The organism is Asticcacaulis benevestitus DSM 16100 = ATCC BAA-896, from assembly GCF_000376105.1.
Lineage (GTDB): Bacteria > Pseudomonadota > Alphaproteobacteria > Caulobacterales > Caulobacteraceae > Asticcacaulis > Asticcacaulis benevestitus.
Genome location: NZ_AQWM01000002.1, coordinates 432,341 through 451,660 on the forward strand (window position 1 = coordinate 432,341; position 19,320 = coordinate 451,660).

Annotated in this window: 11 protein-coding genes and 2 pseudogenes; 2 read left to right on the forward strand and 11 right to left on the reverse strand. The window is 60.1% G+C overall.

What is annotated here, in order from left to right; all coding sequences use genetic code 11:
• Positions 1-15: 15 nt before the first annotated feature.
• The 3 genes from B060_RS0105475 to htpX all read right to left on the reverse strand — a co-directional run bounded on the left by B060_RS0105475 (position 16) and on the right by htpX (position 3,419).
• Positions 16-1,452, reverse strand: a complete 1,437-nt coding sequence (locus B060_RS0105475; RefSeq protein WP_018080759.1) for an RsmB/NOP family class I SAM-dependent RNA methyltransferase — start codon at positions 1,450-1,452, stop codon at positions 16-18.
• Between the two features lie 166 nt (positions 1,453-1,618).
• A complete protein-coding gene (locus B060_RS0105480; protein ID WP_035423198.1) occupies positions 1,619-2,401 on the reverse strand; it encodes a hypothetical protein in 783 nt (260 codons plus the stop codon).
• Positions 2,402-2,510: 109 nt separating this feature from the next.
• Positions 2,511-3,419, reverse strand: a complete 909-nt coding sequence (gene htpX, locus B060_RS0105485) for a zinc metalloprotease HtpX (protein WP_018080761.1) — start codon at positions 3,417-3,419, stop codon at positions 2,511-2,513.
• An 82-nt stretch (positions 3,420-3,501) separates the two neighbouring features.
• Here htpX and B060_RS0105490 point away from each other — a divergent pair, with 82 nt between their 5' ends.
• Complete coding sequence (locus tag B060_RS0105490; RefSeq protein WP_081606797.1) at positions 3,502-3,762, forward strand: DUF1674 domain-containing protein; 261 nt, start codon at positions 3,502-3,504, stop codon at positions 3,760-3,762.
• A gap of 16 nt (positions 3,763-3,778) precedes the next feature.
• Here the strand turns inward: B060_RS0105490 and B060_RS0105495 are convergent, their stop codons facing one another.
• Both B060_RS0105495 and mutS read right to left on the reverse strand, forming a co-directional pair.
• Positions 3,779-6,607 (reverse strand): [protein-PII] uridylyltransferase, encoded by a 2,829-nt coding sequence (locus B060_RS0105495; RefSeq protein WP_018080763.1) that lies wholly within the window; start codon positions 6,605-6,607, stop codon positions 3,779-3,781.
• Positions 6,608-6,621: 14 nt separating this feature from the next.
• Positions 6,622-9,342: a DNA mismatch repair protein MutS gene (gene mutS / locus B060_RS0105500; RefSeq protein ID WP_026172622.1), complete on the reverse strand. Its 2,721-nt coding sequence runs from the start codon at positions 9,340-9,342 to the stop codon at positions 6,622-6,624.
• Positions 9,343-9,599: 257 nt separating this feature from the next.
• Between mutS and B060_RS0105505 the strand changes: the two genes are divergently transcribed.
• Positions 9,600-11,882: an NADP-dependent malic enzyme gene (locus tag B060_RS0105505; protein ID WP_018080766.1), complete on the forward strand. Its 2,283-nt coding sequence runs from the start codon at positions 9,600-9,602 to the stop codon at positions 11,880-11,882.
• A gap of 134 nt (positions 11,883-12,016) precedes the next feature.
• Here B060_RS0105505 and B060_RS0105510 read toward each other — a convergent pair whose 3' ends face one another.
• The 6 genes and pseudogenes from B060_RS0105510 to B060_RS0105545 form a co-directional block, all read right to left on the reverse strand.
• On the reverse strand, positions 12,017-13,726 hold the full coding sequence (locus tag B060_RS0105510) for an AmpG family muropeptide MFS transporter (RefSeq protein ID WP_018080767.1): 1,710 nt from the start codon (positions 13,724-13,726) through the stop codon (positions 12,017-12,019).
• A gap of 162 nt (positions 13,727-13,888) precedes the next feature.
• Positions 13,889-15,418 carry a response regulator gene (locus tag B060_RS0105515; RefSeq protein WP_018080768.1) on the reverse strand — a complete coding sequence of 510 codons (1,530 nt, stop codon included), beginning with the start codon at positions 15,416-15,418 and terminating at the stop codon, positions 13,889-13,891.
• Between the two features lie 85 nt (positions 15,419-15,503).
• Positions 15,504-16,181, reverse strand: a pseudogene (locus tag B060_RS0105520) (ATP-binding protein); the annotation flags it as partial.
• 733 nt (positions 16,182-16,914) lie between these two features.
• A pseudogene (locus B060_RS23900) lies at positions 16,915-17,762 on the reverse strand (YifB family Mg chelatase-like AAA ATPase); the annotation flags it as partial.
• A 212-nt stretch (positions 17,763-17,974) separates the two neighbouring features.
• Positions 17,975-18,928: a glutathione synthase gene (gene gshB, locus B060_RS0105540; RefSeq protein WP_018080770.1), complete on the reverse strand. Its 954-nt coding sequence runs from the start codon at positions 18,926-18,928 to the stop codon at positions 17,975-17,977.
• A gap of 130 nt (positions 18,929-19,058) precedes the next feature.
• Positions 19,059-19,320: transposase (locus B060_RS0105545; RefSeq protein WP_018080771.1), on the reverse strand; the 262-nt coding region annotated here is incomplete at its 5' end.

Here is a 19,320-nt window from a genome sequence, read left to right on the forward strand (position 1 = left end):
GGAGGTGGTCAACTCTTATTGGCCGGGTTGGCGGCTGAGGCGGGCGATAAAGAAACCGTCCTGACCACCGGGGCGCTGGTGCGGTAACAGGCGCAGCCAGCCTTCTTCACGTACCGAGTCCGCCGGAATGCCGAGTTCAGCAGCACTTTCCGGCGAAACCATGTTCAGCACGAAATCTTTATTGCGGCGCAGGAAGGCCAGGACCTGGGTCTCGCCCTCTTCGCGTTCCAGCGAACAGGTGCAATAGACCAGATCGCCGCCGGTCTTGACGCGCTTCGCGGCGGAATCGAGCAGGCGATGCTGCACATCGGCCAGCTTGGCGATATCGGCCGGCTTGGTGCCCCACAGCACATCCGGCTGGCGGCGCAGGGTGCCGGTGGCCGAACACGGCGCATCGAGCAGCACGATGTCAAACTTGCGATTGTCCTCGAAGCTTTCGGCGTCGGCCATCTGGATTTCGGCGGAAAGCTTCGTGCGTTCGAGATTTTCCTCGACGCGCTTGAGGCGGTTCTTCGAGCGATCGAGCGCCACCACGGACGCGCCGCGGCTCAGCATCTGCATGGTCTTGCCGCCGGGCGCGGCGCACAGATCAATGGCCGTCCTGCCCTTGATGTCGCCGAGAATATTGACGGCGGCCACCGCGGCGGCATCCTGCACCCACCAGACGCCATCGTCATAGCCGGACCATTCGCGCACATCGCCGCGCAGGGCGCTGCGCAGGGTGAGGCCGCCGAGATCGGTGCCTTCGAGCGCGTCCTTGTGGGCGGCCATATCCTCTGAGGTCTTGAAGCTGAGATCGGTGGCGGGTTCCTCGGTCAGCATGTAGGCGATGCCGTTGGCGTTGTCCTCGCCGTAAGCCGCCTTCCAGCGGGCATAGAGCCAGTCGGGCGCCAGACGCGACGCGATCACCGGCGGCAGGCCGCCTTCGCGGATAACGCCGCGCAGAATGGCATTGATCAGGCCCTTGAACGGGCGGGTGTTGGAGGCGCGCTCGGCCAGTTTGACCGTGGTGGAGACGGCGGCAAAATCGGGCACGTTCATAAAGCCGATCTGCACCAGACCAACGCGCAACAGATCGCAGACGGCGGCGGACGGCAGTTTCTTGGTCTTCTTCTCGATGATGTGATCGAGCTGACCCAGACGGCGCAGCACCAGCAGGGCCATGGCGCGGGCAAAGGCGCGTTCGCCTTCGCTCAAGGAAAGAAATTCGGCGCGCGTCACGGCCTCGTCGAAACCGGAGCGCTTGGTCAGGGCCGCATCGATCAGGCTCATGGCGGCGATGCGGGCGTTCATGCCGATATCGCCGTCGTCGTCGGTATTCACGGTCGGTTCGGGATGCTGGATCGGCGCTTGCTTGGCGGCGATCTTGGCGGCCATGCCTTTCGACGGCGGGCGTTTGACGAGCTTGCGCTGGAAGGTGGGTTTGCCGGCGGGAGGTCTGTTCGGGGCCATAAGGGGCGCGCTTTCTAAGATGCTTGGGAAGGTTGCGTCCTATATGGCTCCGAAGGGGTGTGCGTCAACCTTTGAAAGGTTAAGGGGTATCCACAGATGGCCACCTACATTTTTCGCGCTTGTAGTTCTGCCTTGAATTTATGCTGCAGGATGTTGGGACGCAGAGCTAGTAAACGGCCTTCTTCGTTCCTCGTGACAACTCTGGTTCCGGCAACCCTTTCGTTGAGCAGATATCACGTACTTCCGCCGCAAAAGCATCTGGCACCTTGGGATGCAAAACGATACCTTGGATTAGCTTGCAAATATCAATTCGCGGAGCATAAACGCGAAAACTCTCTTCCTCAGTCCGACGGAAGTGGTCGACTAAAAATTCATTTAAGCCCAGTTCCGTAGTGGGCGGAGGAACAACTATTGCTCGCGCTTCCGCTTCATATCGATAATAGGCGTCCTTATGCATGATGTGTTCAAACATATTACCGTAAGGGAGTCGGTCAGACGCATAGTCAATGTATCGAATGATCCCCATCAATGCCAGACTTGGAAGCACCTCTCTCAAAGCAGCATACGTTGTTTTGATTGCTACAGCTTCATTCACCTTTGTATAACACTGCCACATTGAATAGTTCTCATGCGCATTCATATGCCAACAAGATACATAGTAGTGGCTACGCAATTTCTCAGAAAAATGCGCGAAAAATGCCCGATTATGCGCGACGGTTGCACGTGCTTCTTCGCTCGTTGCGTTTTCTGCTTCACGTTGCCACCAATCAATTTCTCCGGGCGGTGTTGAGCCTTCAAGGGGGTCGCCCAAGGTGTCCGCTGTGGGCATGAATAAGCGCTCGTGCTCCAACAACCAACGGAATTTTTCCGCGTCCATATATCGCCAGATGATTTGTGATGAATCTTCAGGCTGCGGAAAAGAGGGATGTATATATGGCTGGCTTGTCATTTCGCCATTATCTGCATTGATCAGGCTATTCGCAAGACGGCCATAGCTTTATCGTCATAGCGGTACTTCCTTTTCGGGATAAGCAATTCAGACTATCTTTAAAAACCCTTTACCGAACTGTCGGCACACTCGTCTGGCCGTAAGACGTACTCCGGCGCTTCATATCCATACCCAGGGCGATCAGCGCCTTGACGCGGTTGTCCGTCGCCGGGTGGGTCGAGAACAGATTGTCCATGCCGCGACCGCTTAACGGGTTGATGATGAACATATGGGCCGAGGCCGGATTGCGTTCGGCACCGTGATTGACCGTGCCGCGCGCATAGGATTCGATCTTTTTCAACGCCCGCGCCAAAGCTTCCGGGTCTCCGGAAATTTCACCACCCATGCGATCGGCGGCATATTCACGGGTGCGCGAAATCGCCATCTGCACCACCATGGCGGCGAAGGGCGCCAGCACCGCCATCAGGATCACGACGATGATGTTGTTGTGGCCATCCTCGTCATCGCGCGAACCACCGAAGAACATGGCGAAATTGGCCAGTGACGAGATGGCGCCGGCCAGCGTGGCGGTGATCGTCATGGTCAGGGTGTCGCGGTTTTTGACGTGTGCCAGTTCGTGCGCCATGACGCCGCGAATCTCATCGTGCTCCAGCATCTGCAACAGGCCGGTGGTGGCGGCGACGGCGGCGTGCTCCGGATCGCGGCCGGTGGCAAAGGCGTTCGGCTGGTCGCTCTGCATGATATAGACCGCCGGCGTGGGCAGGCCAGCGCGACGGCTTAAGTCCGCCACGTCATCGTAATAGGCGCGCAGCAGGCCATTGGTGGTGCGGGGATCAACGGCTTGCGCGCCATACATGCGCAGCACGGCCTTGTCGGAATTCCAGTAGGCGAACAGGTTCATCGCCACGGCGAGCGCAAGCGCGATCAGCATGCCGGTGGGGCCGCCGAGCATCAGGCCGATCACGCCGAACAGCGCTGTCAGCGCGGCCAGCAGAAGATAGGTCTTGAACGGGTTCATTTACGTGTGGCTCCTTGAGAATAAGCGAATTGGAGCTTAAGATATGGAAATCCGCGCCCTTACACGCAAGACGGTTACGAAAATGTCATCTGAAACGCCCCCGACCCCACTAACGCCCCCGACCCCACTAACGCCCCCGGTCGAGAAACTGAACGATCTCAGCGCGCTCGAAACGAAGAAGGTGCTGACGCCCGCCGCCAAGCGCGCCCTGGCTGAGGCCGCAGAGCGTCGCGCGCAGGAAGAGGCCGAGATCGCCCGCGCCATCGAGGAGGGCGGCCCCAACGGCCCTGAGCCCACGCGCTATGGCGATTGGGAACGCAAGGGCATCGCCGTCGATTTCTGATCACGGAGGCTTATGGTCAGCGCGCCAGAGACGCCTTGGCCCGCGCCAGATTGCGCTTGTTGGGCGCTTGCGACGGTTTATCGAGCACGGTCAGCAACTGCTTTTTCAGCGTCTGTTTCAGACCGCCGCTAAGCTGGGACTTGCGATAGTGGTCAGCGACATAGAAGGCATCGACCGCGCGCTCGCCGTAACAATCAATGTGGGCGGAGGCGATATCGATATGCGCCCTGGCCATGACCTCGACGAGATCGGCCAGCAAACCGGGACGGTCACGTCCCGACACCTCGACAATGGTGACATTGGCGTTGCTGTCCTCATCGAAGGACACGGTGGGCGCGATGGCGAAGGCGGCGGTGCGCGACGGCATGGCCGATTTCCACGTCAGGGCTTCGGGCAACTGACCGCGCGCGGCAGCCTGCAAGGCGGTTTCGGCGTGTTTCTGGCGTGGTGCGTCATCGTGGGCGAATGGCATGCCGGTCGAATCCTGCACATAGAAGACGTCGAGCGCCTTGCCGTCCGATGAGGTGAAGACCTGCGCGCCGACGACGTTGCCGCCAAGATTGGCGAAGGCGCGCGACAGATCGGCGAACAGGCCTGTGCGGTCTTCGGCCGAGACCGAGAAGGCCGTGGCGTGGCGCAAGGTGTCGATACGCGCCCGCACCGCCGGCGCGGCATCGGTGGCGCTCCGGACAAGGGCGGCGTGGTTGTTGATCTCTTCCGGCGAGAAGGAAAACAGATAGGACTCGTCCATGGTTTTCAGCCAGGCGGCCATGTCGGCATTGTTTTCGCTGAGCGCGATACGGCGTTCATCGGCGCGCTCGGCCAGATCCTGACGGACGCGCGCCACAGTGTCGCCGCCGCGTCCGCCCCGGAAGGCCGACTCGGTGGCCGAGACGAGATCGCGCATCAACTGGCCTTTCCAGGCGTTCCACACGCCCGGCCCGACCGCGCGGATATCAGCTACGGTCAGCACCAGAAGCAGGCGCAGGCGTTCCGGCGTCTCGACGATATGGGCGAACGACGCCACGGTCTGTGGATCGGAGACATCGCGTTTTTGCGCATAGTCCGACAGCACGAGATGGTGACGCACGAGCCAGGCGACCTGATCGATCTTCCACTGTTCGAGCCCCAGCCGTTCGCAGGCCTTGCGCGCCGCGATCTCGCCGCCGATTTCCTGCCCCAGTTCGTTGCCCTTGCCGGTGTCGTGCAGCAGCATGGCGAGGTAGAGGCTTTCCTTGTCGGTGATCTGCGGCATGATCACGCTGGATAGCGGATGCTCGTCCTTGAAGCGGCCGGTATCGATGCCGTGGATGATATCGACGGCGCGCAGGGTGTGCTCATCGACCGTATAGGCGTGATACATGTTGAACTGGGTTTGCGCGACGATGCGGCCGAATTCAGGGATATAGCGACCGAGCAAGCCGGTTTCCGACATCAGCGACAGGGTGCGGTAGGGGTTCTTGCCGCGTACCAGAAGATCGAGGAACAGCTTGGCGGCTTCCGGGTTACGGCGCAGGGTCGGCGTCACCAGATCGAGATTACGCGCCACGGCGGTGAAGGCGTCGGGATGCAGGTCGAGATCGAGGCGATCGGCCATCTTGAACAGCATGAACATCGCCACCGGCGACTTCTGGAAGATGTCGGCGCTGTTGACGCTGAGGCGACCATTGGTGACCACGAAGCCCGGATGATCGCCCTTGGTCAGGTTCATGATGCCGGACTGGATCAGGTTCGACAGGCGGGTCAGCGGCTTGGCCTGCTGGGTTTCCAGCTTGGTGCAGAAGGTGCGGGTGAGCGCGCCCACCTCCTTGGCCGTCACGAAATAGCGGCGCATGAAGCGCTCGACATTGGGCTCGCCCTCACGGTCGATAAAGCCCATGCGGCGGGCGATTTCCGGCTGGAGATCAAACGACAGGCGCTCTTCACCGCGACCGGCGGCGGTGTGCATCAGGATGCGGACCTTCCACAGGAAATCGAAGGCGCGCATGAAAATGCCGCGTTCCTTGTCGGTCAGGATGGCGTTGAGGACGGTCGAATCCTTGCCGGCGCCACCGGCGAGATATTGGGCGATCCAGTAGAGGGTGTGCAGGTCGCGCAAGCCCCCCTTGCCTTCCTTGATGTTGGGCTCGACCACGAAGCGCGTGGTGCCGGCCTTGATGTGGCGGGCGTCGCGTTCTTCCAGCTTGGCGGCGACGAAGTCGAAGGCATGCGATTTCAGGCCGTCATGGGTCAGGCGCTCGTCGAGATCCTTCGCCAGGTCCTTGTCGCCGGCGATCAGGCGATGCTCCAGCACCGCCGTCATGATGGTATGGTCGCCCTTGGCGTATTTGATGGTTTCCTCGACCGTGCGCGACGCGTGGCCGACCTTCAGGCCAAGATCCCACAGCGTGTAGAGGATGAATTCGATGACCGATTCCGAGTGCGAGGTCTCTTTCCAGGCACGCAGAAAGAGAAGGTCGAGATCGGAATAGGGCGCCAGTTCGCCACGGCCGTAGCCGCCCACGGCCAGCAGGCTGAGGCGTTCGCCTTCGGTGGGGTTGCGGGCGCGATAGACGTGGGTGAGGGTGAAGTCCCACAGGGCCGAGATGACCTCGTCGGTGCATTTGGCCAGCGCCTTGGCGGTGGCGTAGCCGCCCTTGTTCTCACTCATGCGGTCGAGCACGGTGGCGCGGCTAAGGTCGAGGGCTTCCTTGAGGATGGTCACGGCGCGGCGGCGCAGGTCGAGCGTGTCGCCGCTTGAGTTCTCATAGGCCTCCGTCAGCGCCGCCCGCAATTGTGCGCCGTCGATGCGATAGGCAGGAGCCAGGGGATGCGTGACGGTTAGCATGGGAGGCGATTCACTCATAAAGGCGGAAGGCCTTACTCTTTAAGCAATTTGTGTAAATTATAGATAACTTCCAAGGCTTCTTTAGGGCTTAAATCGTCAGGATTTATCCCCTTGAGCGTGGTTTCCAGCTTTGAGGGCGTTTTTGTCGCCGGTTCTGGCGGTCGCGTGGCGGAAAACAGTGGCAGGTCATCGAGCCGAAGCTGGGTCTGGTTGTCTTCTTCGAGGCGGGTCAGGATATCGCGGGCGCGGCCCACCACGGCGGTCGGCATACCGGCCAGACGGGCTACCTGCACGCCATAGGAACGATCGGCCGAGCCCTTCTTGGCCTCGTGCAGGAAGATCAGTTCACCATTATGCTCACGCGCGGTCAGGCTGAGATTGTTGACGAATTTCAGCCGGCCTTCGAGCTTCGACAGTTCGTGATAGTGGGTGGCGAACAGCGTGCGGGCGTGGATGACATCGTGCAGGTTTTCAGCGCAAGCCCAGGCGATGGCGAGGCCATCATAGGTGGCGGTGCCACGACCGATTTCATCGAGGATGATGAAGGAACGTTCGGAAGCCTGCGTCAGGATGGCGGCGGTTTCGACCATTTCCATCATGAAGGTCGAGCGGCCCTGCGCCAGATCGTCACCGGCGCCGACGCGCGAGAACAGGCGGTCAACCACGCCCAGGTGCATGGATTTCGCCGGAACGAACATGCCGGCCTGCGCCATGATGATCAGCAGGGCGTTCTGGCGCAGGTAGGTCGATTTACCAGCCATGTTGGGGCCGGTGACCAGCGACAGGCGGGCCGATTCCGCACCGGAAGCATCGAGATCGACATCATTGGGCGTAAACGGCTTGCCTTGCGCTTTCAGGGCCGCGGCCACGACCGGATGGCGGCCACGGCAGATTTCCAGCCGGGTTGAATCGTCGATGACGGGACGCGCCGCGCCCCAGTCTTCGGCCAGCACCGCATTGGCGACCGAGACATCAAGCGCGCAGATGGCGTCGTGACCGGTTTGTATTTCGGCGGCGGCAAGGCGCACCTCGTCGCGAAGCTGTTCGAACAGCTCCATTTCCAGCGCCAGACCCTGCTGGGCAGCACGCTGGATGCGGCCGTCGAGTTCGATCAGTTCGGTGGTGACGAAGCGGACCTGATTGGCTAGGCTCTGGCGGTGGATGAACTGCTTTTCGCTGTCCTGCGCCTGGAGTTGTTCGGCCAGTTTCTGACTAAGCTCGATGAAATAGCCCAGCACATTGTTGAACTTGATGCGGATGGCGATGCCGGTTTCGGCGGCCAGGCGTTGCTCCAGCGCCAGAATAACCTGACGGCTGTCGTCACGCAGCGAGCGCGCTTCGTCGAGATCGGCGTTGAAGCCGGTACGGATAAAGCCACCATCGCTCAGCTTCAGCGGCGGCTCCTCGACCAGCGCCTGCTCCAGCTTGCCGCGCAACTGGCTCAGGGGCAGGGAGGGCACGAGCGCCGCGATGATGCCGTCAATCTCCTGCGGCGCGGTGACGGGATTGCCGGCCAGATCGACGGGGGTCTCGTAACGTGCATCGTTCAGAGCGTTGGCGAGGCCTTCGCCGATATGCAGGGCTTGCGCGATGATGCACAGGTCACGGGCGCCGCCACGATTAAGCGACAGCCGCGACAAGGCGCGTGCCTGATCGCTCAAAGACCGCATCGCGTGGCGCAGGGCGTCACGCAGATCGCGGCGCGGCAACAGCCATTCGACCGTATCGAGGCGGGCATTGATAGCGGCCGGTTGATAGAGCGGGCGCGACAGACGGCTGAGCAGCAGGCGCGAACCGCCGGAGGTTACGGTCTGGTCGATGGCGGCAATCAGGCTGCCCTCGCGCTTGCCCTGTTGCGTGCGGTCGATTTCGAGCGAATTGCGGGTGGCGGCATCGATGCTCAGATAGTTCTGTGAAATGACGCGCGACGGTGGTTTCAGCACCGGAATTTTGCCGGCCTGGGTCAGGTCGATATAGGCCGCCAGCAGGCCGAGCGCCGAAATCTCGGCGGGGCTGAATGTGCCGAAACCATCGAGGGTCGAGACGCCGTAAAGCTTGAGCAGGCGGGCTTCGCCGCTGGCCGGATCGGTCAGGGATGAGGGTTGCGGCTGGATAACTCCGCCGTACATTTTCAGCAGCGGATAGATGGTTTCGTCCTGCATCAGACGATCGGCCACGAGACTTTCCGAAGGACGAAGCGCCGAAAGCTGCGCGCCCAGTTGCGCCGGCTCAACCTCCAGCACTTCGACATCGCCGGTCGACAGTTCGACCGCCGCTAAAGCTAGTACGCCGCCGCGCGACGACAGCGCCACCAGCCGGTTGGCGCCACGCTCCTCCAGCAGGGTGTCCTCGGTCAGGGTGCCGGGGGTAACGACGCGGGTGATGCCGCGTTTGACGATGGCTTTCGAGCCGCGTTTCTTGGCCTCGGCCGGGTCTTCGAGCTGATCACACACCGCGACGCGGTGGCCCAGCCGGATCAGCTTGGCGATATAGGCGTCAGCGGCATGGGCGGGCACGCCGGCCAGCGGGATATCCTTGCCCTGGAACTGACCGCGCTTGGTCAGGGCCAGTGACAGGGCCTGCGAGGCGATGACGGCGTCCTCGAAGAAGATCTCGTAGAAATCCCCCATGCGCATCAAGAGGATGGCGTCAGGATACTGCGCCTTGATCTGGATATATTGCGCCATGACGGGCGTGGCGCCCTCGACATTGGGGCTTGCGTCTTGCGGGGTAAGGGCTGGGGTAGCGTTCATGGAGGGGAAGTTAACCATTGTTAAGAGTCATGAGAAGGGGGAAGGTCACGGAAAGTGTGCACAATCTCCGCCGACCGTTCGCGCGGGCGTTGAAAACAGTCCCATAAAAACAACAGCTTGCCGATTTATTTGTCAGACAATAAAGAAAAGTGACCTTACGTCCGAGTTCGACCTTTATAACCCATTGATCTTGTTATATGAGTTGGTCTCACAACGAAAATAATAATAATACAATTGCCAAACGTTTAGAGTTTCATATGCCCACCGAAAAACAGACCTTCAGCGACGACGAAGCCCTTCACCTGCACCAGTATCCGCAGCCGGGCAAGATCGCACTCCTGCCCACCAAGCCGATGGCAACGCAGCGCGATCTGGCGCTGGCCTATTCGCCGGGCGTGGCGGTGCCGTGTCTGCGCATCGCTGAAAACCCCGACGCGGCCTACGACTATACGGCCAAGGGCAATATGGTGGCGGTGATCTCGAACGGCACGGCGGTTTTGGGGCTCGGCAATCTCGGCGCCCTGGCCTCGAAGCCGGTCATGGAAGGCAAGGCGGTTCTCTTCAAGCGCTTTGGCGACATCGACTCGTTCGATATCGAGGTGAATACGCAAGACCCCGACGAATTCATCACGGTGGTGAAGAACATCACGGCGAGCTTCGGCGGCATCAATCTCGAAGACATCAAGAGCCCTGAGTGCTTCATCATCGAAAGCGCCCTGCAGGATCTGGCCGATATCCCCGTCTTCCACGATGATCAGCACGGCACGGCCATCATCGCCGCCGCCGGCCTGATCAACGCGCTGGAAATTACCGGCAAGAAGATGGAAGACGTCAAGGTCGTGCTTTGCGGCGCGGGCGCCGCCGGCCTGTCGTCGCTGTCGCTGATCAAGGCGCTGGGCGTCAAGCACGAGAACACCACGGTCGTCGACATCCACGGCGTCGTCTATAAGGGCCGCACGGTCGATATGGACCAGTGGAAATCGGTCCACGCCACCGAAACCAAGAAGCGCACCCTGGCGGAAGCCCTGGTCGGCGCTGATATCTTCCTGGGTCTCTCCGCCAAGGGCGTGCTGACGTCGGATATGGTGGCCACCATGGCCGCCAACCCGATCATCTTCGCTATGGCCAATCCCGATCCGGAAATCACACCGGAAGACGTCGCCAAGGTGCGCGCTGACGCCATTGTCGCCACCGGCCGTTCGGACTATCCGAACCAAGTCAACAACGTGCTGGGTTTCCCCTACATCTTCCGCGGCGCGCTCGATGTCCGCGCCCGCCGCGTCAACCACGAGATGAAGCTGGCCGCCGCCAAGGCGCTGGCCATGCTGGCGCGCGAGGACGTGCCCGATGAGGTGGCCGCCGCCTATCAGGGCCGTCACCTGAAATTCGGTCGCGACTACATCATCCCGTCGCCGTTCGATCCGCGCCTGATCTGGTACGTGCCGCCCTTCGTGGCGCAGGCCGCGATGGAAACCGGTGTGGCGCGCAAGCCGATCACCGACATGGATGCCTATCGCAAGTCGCTCGAACAACGCCTCGATCCCTCAGCCGGCTTCCTGCAAACCATCACCTCGTCGGTGCGTTCGCGCCCCAGCCGCCGCATCGTCTTCGCCGAGGGCGAGGATATTTCGGTCATTCGCGCCGCCCACGCCTTTAAGCTGCAGGGCCTTGGCACACCGATCCTGTGCGGCCGCGAAAACCTGGTCGAGGCCAATATGCGCGCCGCCGGTATCGATCCGGCCGAGGAGGGCATCGAGATCGTCAATGCCCGCCTGAGCCATCGCAACGCCGCCTATTCGCAGCTTCTCTATTCGCGTCTGCAGCGTCAGGGCTTCCTCAAGCGCGACGTCGATCGCCTGATCAATCTCGACCGCAACTCGTTTGCCGCCGCCATGGTCATTTCCGGTCACGCCGATGGCATGGTCACCGGTGTGACGCGTTCGTTCGACAAGTCGCTTGATGATGTGCTGCGTGTGGTCGATCCGGCGCCGGGCGGCCGCATCATGGGCCTGTCGATCGTGCTGGCCAAGGGGCGGACAATTTTCGTGGCCGATACCACTGTGGCCGAACTGCCGACGCCGGAAGAACTGGGCGATATCGCCATCGAAGCCGCCATGGCCGTGCGCAGCATGGGCCACACCCCGCGCGTCGCCTTCATGAGCTATTCGACCTTCGGCAATCCGTCGGGCGAACGTTCGGATCGCGTCAAGGAAGCGGTGCGTCTGCTCGAAGAGCGCGGCGTCGACTTTGAATTTGAAGGCGAAATGGCGCCTGACGTGGCGCTCGATTCTGCCACCTGGGCTAACTATCCGTTCCAACGCCTGACCGCGCCAGCCAATGTGCTGATCATGCCGGCCATCCACTCGGCCTCGATCTCGACCAAGATGATCGAAGCGCTGGGCGGCGCCACGGTGGTCGGCCCACTGCTGCTGGGTCTCTCCAAGCCGGTGCAGATCTGCCAGTTGTCGGATTCTGTGTCGAAGATCCTGACCATGGCGACCTTCGCGGCTTACGATATCCGGGCATCGGCGAAGATCTGACGCTGTTGCGTTTTGGGGTGAAGGGGCCTGTGTCCCCTTATGCTTGATCTCATAAAGAAAAAGGGCTGCCTCATTCAGGGGCGGCCCTTTTTCTTTTCAAGGTAAGGCGAGGGCGGCCGGCCCCCTCGACCCCATTACTCGACAGCGTCGTCCTTGAACTTCTGCACACGGACCAGCCACAGACAAAGCACTATGGCTACGATGCCGATGGCCGCCGTGTAACTGAAGAAGACGACATAGCCCGTGCCGAGCGCCTCGCGGCTGACCTTGAGAATAGCCGCCGGTTTTTCATAGGATATGGCCGGCAAATTACCGAACCATCCTTTGAAAATGGAGGACCAGCCGCCGCTATCGGCGCTTTTCGCGGTGGTTTCGATCAAACGGCCGGATTGTGACGCCAGAAGCTTGCCGGGCAGGGCGTAGAGCGAGGTGAATAGCGCGTACTGCTGCGCCGCATAGCCCTTTGAAATCAGCGATGACATATAGGCGATCAGGACGGTGCCGGCCACGCCCGCGGATATATTATCGGCCGCCAGGGCGATGGAAAATGCGGTCAGGCTGTTGCCCTGCGTCGCCAGCCACGCATAGGCCAGGTTGGAAAAGCCACAGACGATCGCGCCAAAGACCAGGCTCTTCTTCATGCCGAACCGGGTCATGACAAAGCCGCCCATCCCCACGCCCAGCATGGTCATGACCACGCCGAAGATCTTGCGCACCTCGGCGATGGCCAGCTTATCAAAGCCGAGATCAAGATAAAAGGCGCCGTTGACGTTCAGCACGAAGTCCGAAATCCGGTAGAGGCATATCGTGGCCAAAATCAACCAGGCGAGATTATCGTAACGCTGGAAAAAGGCGACGATCGGCACCACGAAGGTCTGACGCAGATAGGCGCCGGGACGCGTCACCAGATTACGGATCGGCAGACAGCTCAGCATCAGCAGGCCCAGCCCGACTGGAATGACCGACAGGAATTGCAGCAGGATGCCGTAGCTCTTGCTGGTCCATAAGGCCTTCACCGCCTCAAAAGCTGCATCGGTCGGGAACAGGAATTTGAACAGATCGATATTGGCGGTCAGGCCCGCGCCCATCAGGCAGATGGCGAAGAACATCAGAATAAGCCGGCCCAGCCACTCCACCAGTTCCAGCGCGGGCTTGGCCGGCGCATCACCATAATCTATGGGGCGCACATTGTGCACAGCCTCTTTCGGCACCAGCAACACACCGATTATGCCGAGGCCCATAAGGGCCGCCATCAGGGCATAGGCAAATCCCCAGCCCAGCGTATCAGCCAGGGCCAGCGGCACGATGCCGGAAACGAAAGGCGCTATGCGGGTGCCCCAGGCTGCGGCGGTGGCCATGACGGCCTGATGCTGGGTGGAGTCACCGGCCGTTTCGATCCGCCAGGCGTCAATGACGATATCCTGCGTCGCACCGGCAAACCCGATGATCACCGCCACGAGCGCCATCCAGCCGAGATGGGCCTGCGGATTGAGGCCAGAGATCGTGAAGAGCCCCGCCATAATGACGATCTGGCTCAGCAGAATCCAGCTTCGGCGGTGCCCAAGCATTTTGGTGAGCGCTGGCAGGCCGACACGATCAAGCACCGGCGCCCAGACGAATTTCAGGCTGTAGACAAAGGTGACCAGTGAGAAATAGCCGATGGTGGTGAGCGACAGATTGACGTCACGCAGCCAGACCTGAAGCGTATCGAAGATCAGCGACAGCGGCAGGCCGGAAGAGAATCCGAGCAGGATCATCACCAGGGCTGGCCGGGACAGAAAAGGCTTGAGGCTCTGCTTAAGCGATTTCTTTTCAGGCGCAGCGGGCGCGGGTGATGTGGTCATAGGCGGTCTCCGGACAATCGGGACAGCCTAAAGCAGTTTGCCGAACTGTGAAGGGGGTTTAAGCGCTTTCCGAAAAGTGTGACGCACTTTTCGGATCAAAAAGCGCGTAAAAGCAGAACATTAGAGCGTGTTCCGATCCGTGGAATCCGATCGGAATAAGCTCTAAGCGCTTTTGGCTTGCCGCTGTTCACCGGTCCAGGTTTGCAGGCGGTTTTTCAGCGCCACCAGCTCAATCGGTTTGGTCAGGAAGTCGTTCATACCTGCGTTCAAACTGGCGCGGCGGTCTTCTTCGTAAGCGTTGGCGGTCAGGGCGATGACCGGTGTGCGGATGCCCATACTGCGTATTTCACGCACGGCGCCGAGGCCATCGATACCGGGCAGGCCCAAGTCCATGAAGATGATATCGAACTGGCGGACTTTGAGGATGTCCAGCGCTTCCTCGCCCGATGCGGCGCGTTCGACGCGGCAGCCTTCGCGCTGGAGCAGGATCTGCGCCAGCAGGGCATTGACCGGATTGTCCTCGACCAGCAAAACCGCCTTATCCGGCGCGCATTCCGAGGCGATGCGTTCATCGTCATTGTGGGTTCTGGCAGGCTTGGTGTCGGCCTGATCGTGCAGGGCTTCGACACGTTCCAGCACAGATGAGCGGCGCAAGGGCTTGATCAGATAGCCGGCCCAGCCCTTTTCGCGCCAGGCGGTGATTTCATCGCGCTGTTCCGGCGAGAGCAGGATCAGGCTCTTGGGTGAAGGTGCAGCGACCGGGCCCTCGGCGAACATGGCGCGATCAGCCAGGATAATGCCTTGCGCATCAAGGCACTCATCAAGACGGGCGGCGGGGCGCAGTCGGCAATCGCCGGCCGCCAGATGGCAGGTGGCGCCTTCGATCAGGACGCTATTGTCGCTGACGAAATTGACGGCATGGGGATAAAGCTCATGAACGGGCTGATGACGCAGGCCATAGGGGGCACGAAATTCGACGGTGAACAGCGAGCCCTTGCCGACCTCGCTATCGAGCGTCAGTGTGCCTTGCATAACCTCGACCAGCTTCTTGACCACAACGAGGCCCAGACCTGCGCCGCCATAGCGGGTGGCGTGGCTGGCTTCGACCTGACCATATTCCTCGAAAATGCGCACCCGCGCTTCTTCGGGGATGCCGGGGCCGGTGTCGCGGACGCTGAAACGGATCAGGCCAGAGTCGCTTAAGCCGACATGGATCAGCACGCCGCCCTTTGTGGTGAACTTGATGGCGTTGCCGGCGAGATTGAACAGGATTTGACGCAGGCGGCCTTCGTCGGCATGGATGTAATCAAGGCGCGGATCAAGCGACCACACCACCTCGATGCCATTGCCGTGGGCGCGCGGCGATAAAAGCTCGGCGACACCTTGCAACAGGGGTTCGAGATGGACCTCGCTGGTTTCCAGTTCAATACGCCCGGCATCAATGCGGGCATAATCAAGCAGATCATTGACCAGGGTCAACAGATGGTCGCCGGATTCGCGGGCCGTCTGGATATAGGAGGCCTGATCAGGGCTCAAAGGCGTGCGGGTCAGCAGCGACAACATGCCCATCACGCCATTGAGCGGCGTGCGGATTTCATGACTCATCAGGCGGAAAAAATCTTCGCGGGCCTTCAGGCGCTCCTCGGGTGTTAGCCGATCGTCTGACTCATGGCCGGTCAAGGAAATATGCATTCGGATTTTTCCGCAGTTATCTTCTGATGTGGTGAGCTTAAGCTGAAAAGGTTAAATTCACTCAAAGATCGCGCAGATATAGCGTTTAATCACCCGATGACGCAGCGAAAGATGCGGTATGTGCTTGCATGCGCTTCTCCACCTGTTCATCGGCGGAGGCGGTGCGGCGATAGATCAGCGCCTCGGCGACATGGCGGCGTAAGGTGGGGCCGGATTGTTCCAGATCGGCGATGGTGCGCGCCAGTCGCAGGGTGCGTGTCCAGCCGCGCGCGCTCAAGCCTGTCTGTTGCGCCGCCTGAGTCAGCAAGGCCTTGGCCTTGTCATCCAGCGCGCAGATCTGTTCCAGACCGGAACCATAGGCGGTCGCGTTGAGGCCATTGTCGTGCGCTAAATCGAGCCGCTTGGCGCGTTCGATCTGGAGATCACGCGCGGCCAGCACCCGCGCTGCCACCTCTTTTGAGCCTTCGGCGGGCGCCGGCAGGGACATGTCCATGGCCGTCACCGGCGGCACGTCGATTTGCAGATCGATCCGGTCCATCAGCGGCCCGGAAACCCGTCCCTGGTAATCCTTCAGGCAGCGCGGCGCCTTGCCACACGCGCCCTTGCCAACGCCGCCATAGCCGCAGCGGCAGGGATTCATGGCGGCGACCAGTTGCACGCGTGCCGGATATTTGACGTGGTGATTGGCCCGCGCCACGATGATGTCATTGGTTTCGAGTGGCTGACGCAGCGAATCCAGCGCCTGCGGTGAAAATTCCGGTATTATGTAGCAAATACACCTACGTTTGTCACGCTTTTTGCGGCTTTTATCGCTAAATTCGAGACATGGAACGCCCTAACACCGTGGCTGGTTTAATCGCCAAACGAGACGAGCTTCACAAGCTGCGCAAGGCGCTTGAAAGCGAGATACACAAGCTCACTTGTGACATTGATCACTTGGACGCAGCTATAAGCCTTTTTGACGCCTCACAGACGCCAAGAGCCATCACCCGCTATGTGACGAAGCACAGAGCAAAGAAAGGCACTGTAGGCAAGTTCGTACTGGATTATCTCAGGACAGCGACAGCGCCGGTCACGTCACGCCAGATCACAGAGGCGTGGATAAGCAATATAAATCTATAGCGGCGTGTTTCTGTTTACTTGCGATTTTTGGGCTAGTTTTGCTCGCTTATTTCATCGGATCACACTTAGCCATACAAAGAGAACGCGATAGTGAACGCGCTCAAAACGCCCAAAGCGAGACCCAACGACAAATACTTGAGTCCTGTCTCAAACTGCGTACCGAGGTCGCAATTAAATGCACGGCCAATGTAGTAGATTCCAGAGACCAAAAGACAAAGGCCGATAAAGACCTTAATGCGCAAGAAAACATGGTTTTGTGGGCTGCTATAGCGGGCGTATTGGGCATACTCCAGCTTGGAGTTGGCAGTTTCGGCCTGTTTGCTCTTCTCAGAACCATAGAGCAAACTGACTTGTCTTTGAGTGAAGCCCGCGAAGCGAATACCGCCGCCGGTCAGGGCCGCCATAGAGGCCGAGTGATGCGGTGCTCTGAAAGGCCGTTCGCGTGTCAGTTCGCCCTTGGCGATCAGACCGGCCATTGACCATACCTGCGAGGTTTCCAACAGTTCGCGCGAGGTCAGCGGTGGCAATATGCCCGGCAGGCGCTGTGCCAGCATCGACTTGCCCGAACCCGGCGGGCCAACGAACAGCAGGTTATGGCCGCCGGCGGCCGCGATCTCCAGGGCGCGCTTGGGCACTTCCTGCCCCTTGACCTCATTGAGATCGAGCGGTTTGGCTGAGGCCTTCATCTCGCCGGCGACGGGCGGTGACAGCACGCTGTGGCCCTTGAAATGGTTGATCAAGGCGATCAGCGAGGCCGGCGCCAGAATATTGACATCGCCGGCCCAGGCCCTTCGGCGCCGTTATCTGCGGGGCAGATCAGCCCCATGCCGTAGCTCGAAGCCGCGATGGCGGCGGGCAGGGCGCCACTGATCGGGGCGATGCGGCCATCGAGCCGCAATTCACCGACGCAGACATAGCCTGACAAGGCGTCTTCAGGAATAACGCCCATGGCGGTCATGACGGCCAATGCGATTGGAAGGTCGAAATGTGAGCCTTCCTTGGGCAGATCGGCGGGAGAAAGCGCCGCCACAATGCGTTTGCCGGGCAGGCTCAGGCCCATGCCGGCGAAGGCACCACGCACCCGTTCGCGGCTTTCCGCCACGGCCTTGTCCCCCAGACCGACGAGCTGAAAACCGACCTGACCATTGGTGAAAACAACCTCGGCCTCGACGCGTCGCGCTTCGGCCCCTTCGAAGGCAATGGTGGTGATCCGTGCCGGCATATGCCTTGCCCCCATTCGTCGTTATTGTTTCGCGCGCAAGCTGGTACTGGGATACTGAATCTATCCACAGCCTACGGCGTTAATAAATACAAATCAAGAACAAAAATGGAACAAAAAGGAAATATTTGCCGCTTCTATGTGAGAAGCCGGATCAAGTCGCGGTATGTTCACTGTTTTTGGACGAAAACCGGCCTCGTTATCAGGCGCGGCCGTCAGGCGCGATTTTGCAGCGTCTCGGCTATCCGATCCCACAAAATCTCACCGGCATCAACCCCCTCGAAGGCCTTTAACTGTACGGCGCCGGTGGGCGAGGTGACGTTGATTTCGGTCAGATAATCACCGATCACGTCAATACCCACAAACATAAGACCTTTTTCCTTGAGCACCGGCTTGAGGATCTCGCAGATCTCGCGATCACGTTTTGTGAGCACCAGCGGTTCGGCAGTGCCGCCGACGCGCAGGTTGGAACGTACGGCGCCATCTTCCGGCACGCGGTTGATGCCGCCTATGATCTCGCCATCGATCAGGATGATGCGCTTGTCGCCGGCGCTGACGGCGGGGATGAACTTTTGCAGGACGAGCGGCTCGCGGCTTATGCCGCCGAAAATCTCGATCAGGGCGTCAAGATTGCGGTCACCGGCCTTGAGCTTGATGATGCCGTTGCCGGCAGCGCCATGCAGCGGCTTGAGGATGCAATCGCCATGACGGGCAAAGAAATCATTCAGCGCCACCGGATCGGAGGAGATGAGGGTTGGTGGTTGCAGGCCGGGAAAACGCGTCGCCAGCAGCTTCTCCGGCGCATCGCGCACGCTGGTCGGGTTATTGACCACCAGGGTCTGCGGATGGACGGTTTCCAGCAAATAGGTGGCGGTGATGTAGGCGATATCGAAGGGCGGGTCCTGGCGCATCAGGATGACGTCGAGATCATCGGCCAGGTCAAGCTTTTCATAATCACCCAGGGTAACGTGATCGCCCTTGACATCGCGCAAAGTGACCTTGCGGGCGCGGGCGAAGGGTTTGCCGTCCTCGTAGCTCAAATGTTCGGGTTGATAGACCCAGAGCGTGTGACCGCGACGTTGCGCTGCCATCATCAGCAGGAAGGTGGTGTCGCCACCGATATTGATGTTCTCGATGGGGTCCATCTGGACGGCGACGCGCAGGCTCATGGGGTGTTCCTTTATGCTGTCCGTCATATGAGACGCGAACGGGCGGATGGCAAGTTCAGAAGCGTTCGATTTTCTCAAAAGCATTGATCTGGTGGCGCGGCCATTGTCCGGGCGCTAGAGCATTTTCCGATCACATTGACTGGTAGCCAGAGTTTTTGAGGTAGTTGGTACATTCCGGGCTCTCGAAAAGTTTGAGGATTTCCCCAATCCGCTTAAACAGTCCGTCTACGGTTCTTTCGGCAGCTTTTCTCAACAAGGTTTTGAGTTTGGCAAAGACTTGCTCAATAGGATTGAAGTCTGGGGAATAAGGGGGAAGATAGAGTACCTTTGCGCCAATTGCCTCTATGATATCCCTGACCCCTGCAACCTTGTGAGCCGGCAGATTGTCCATG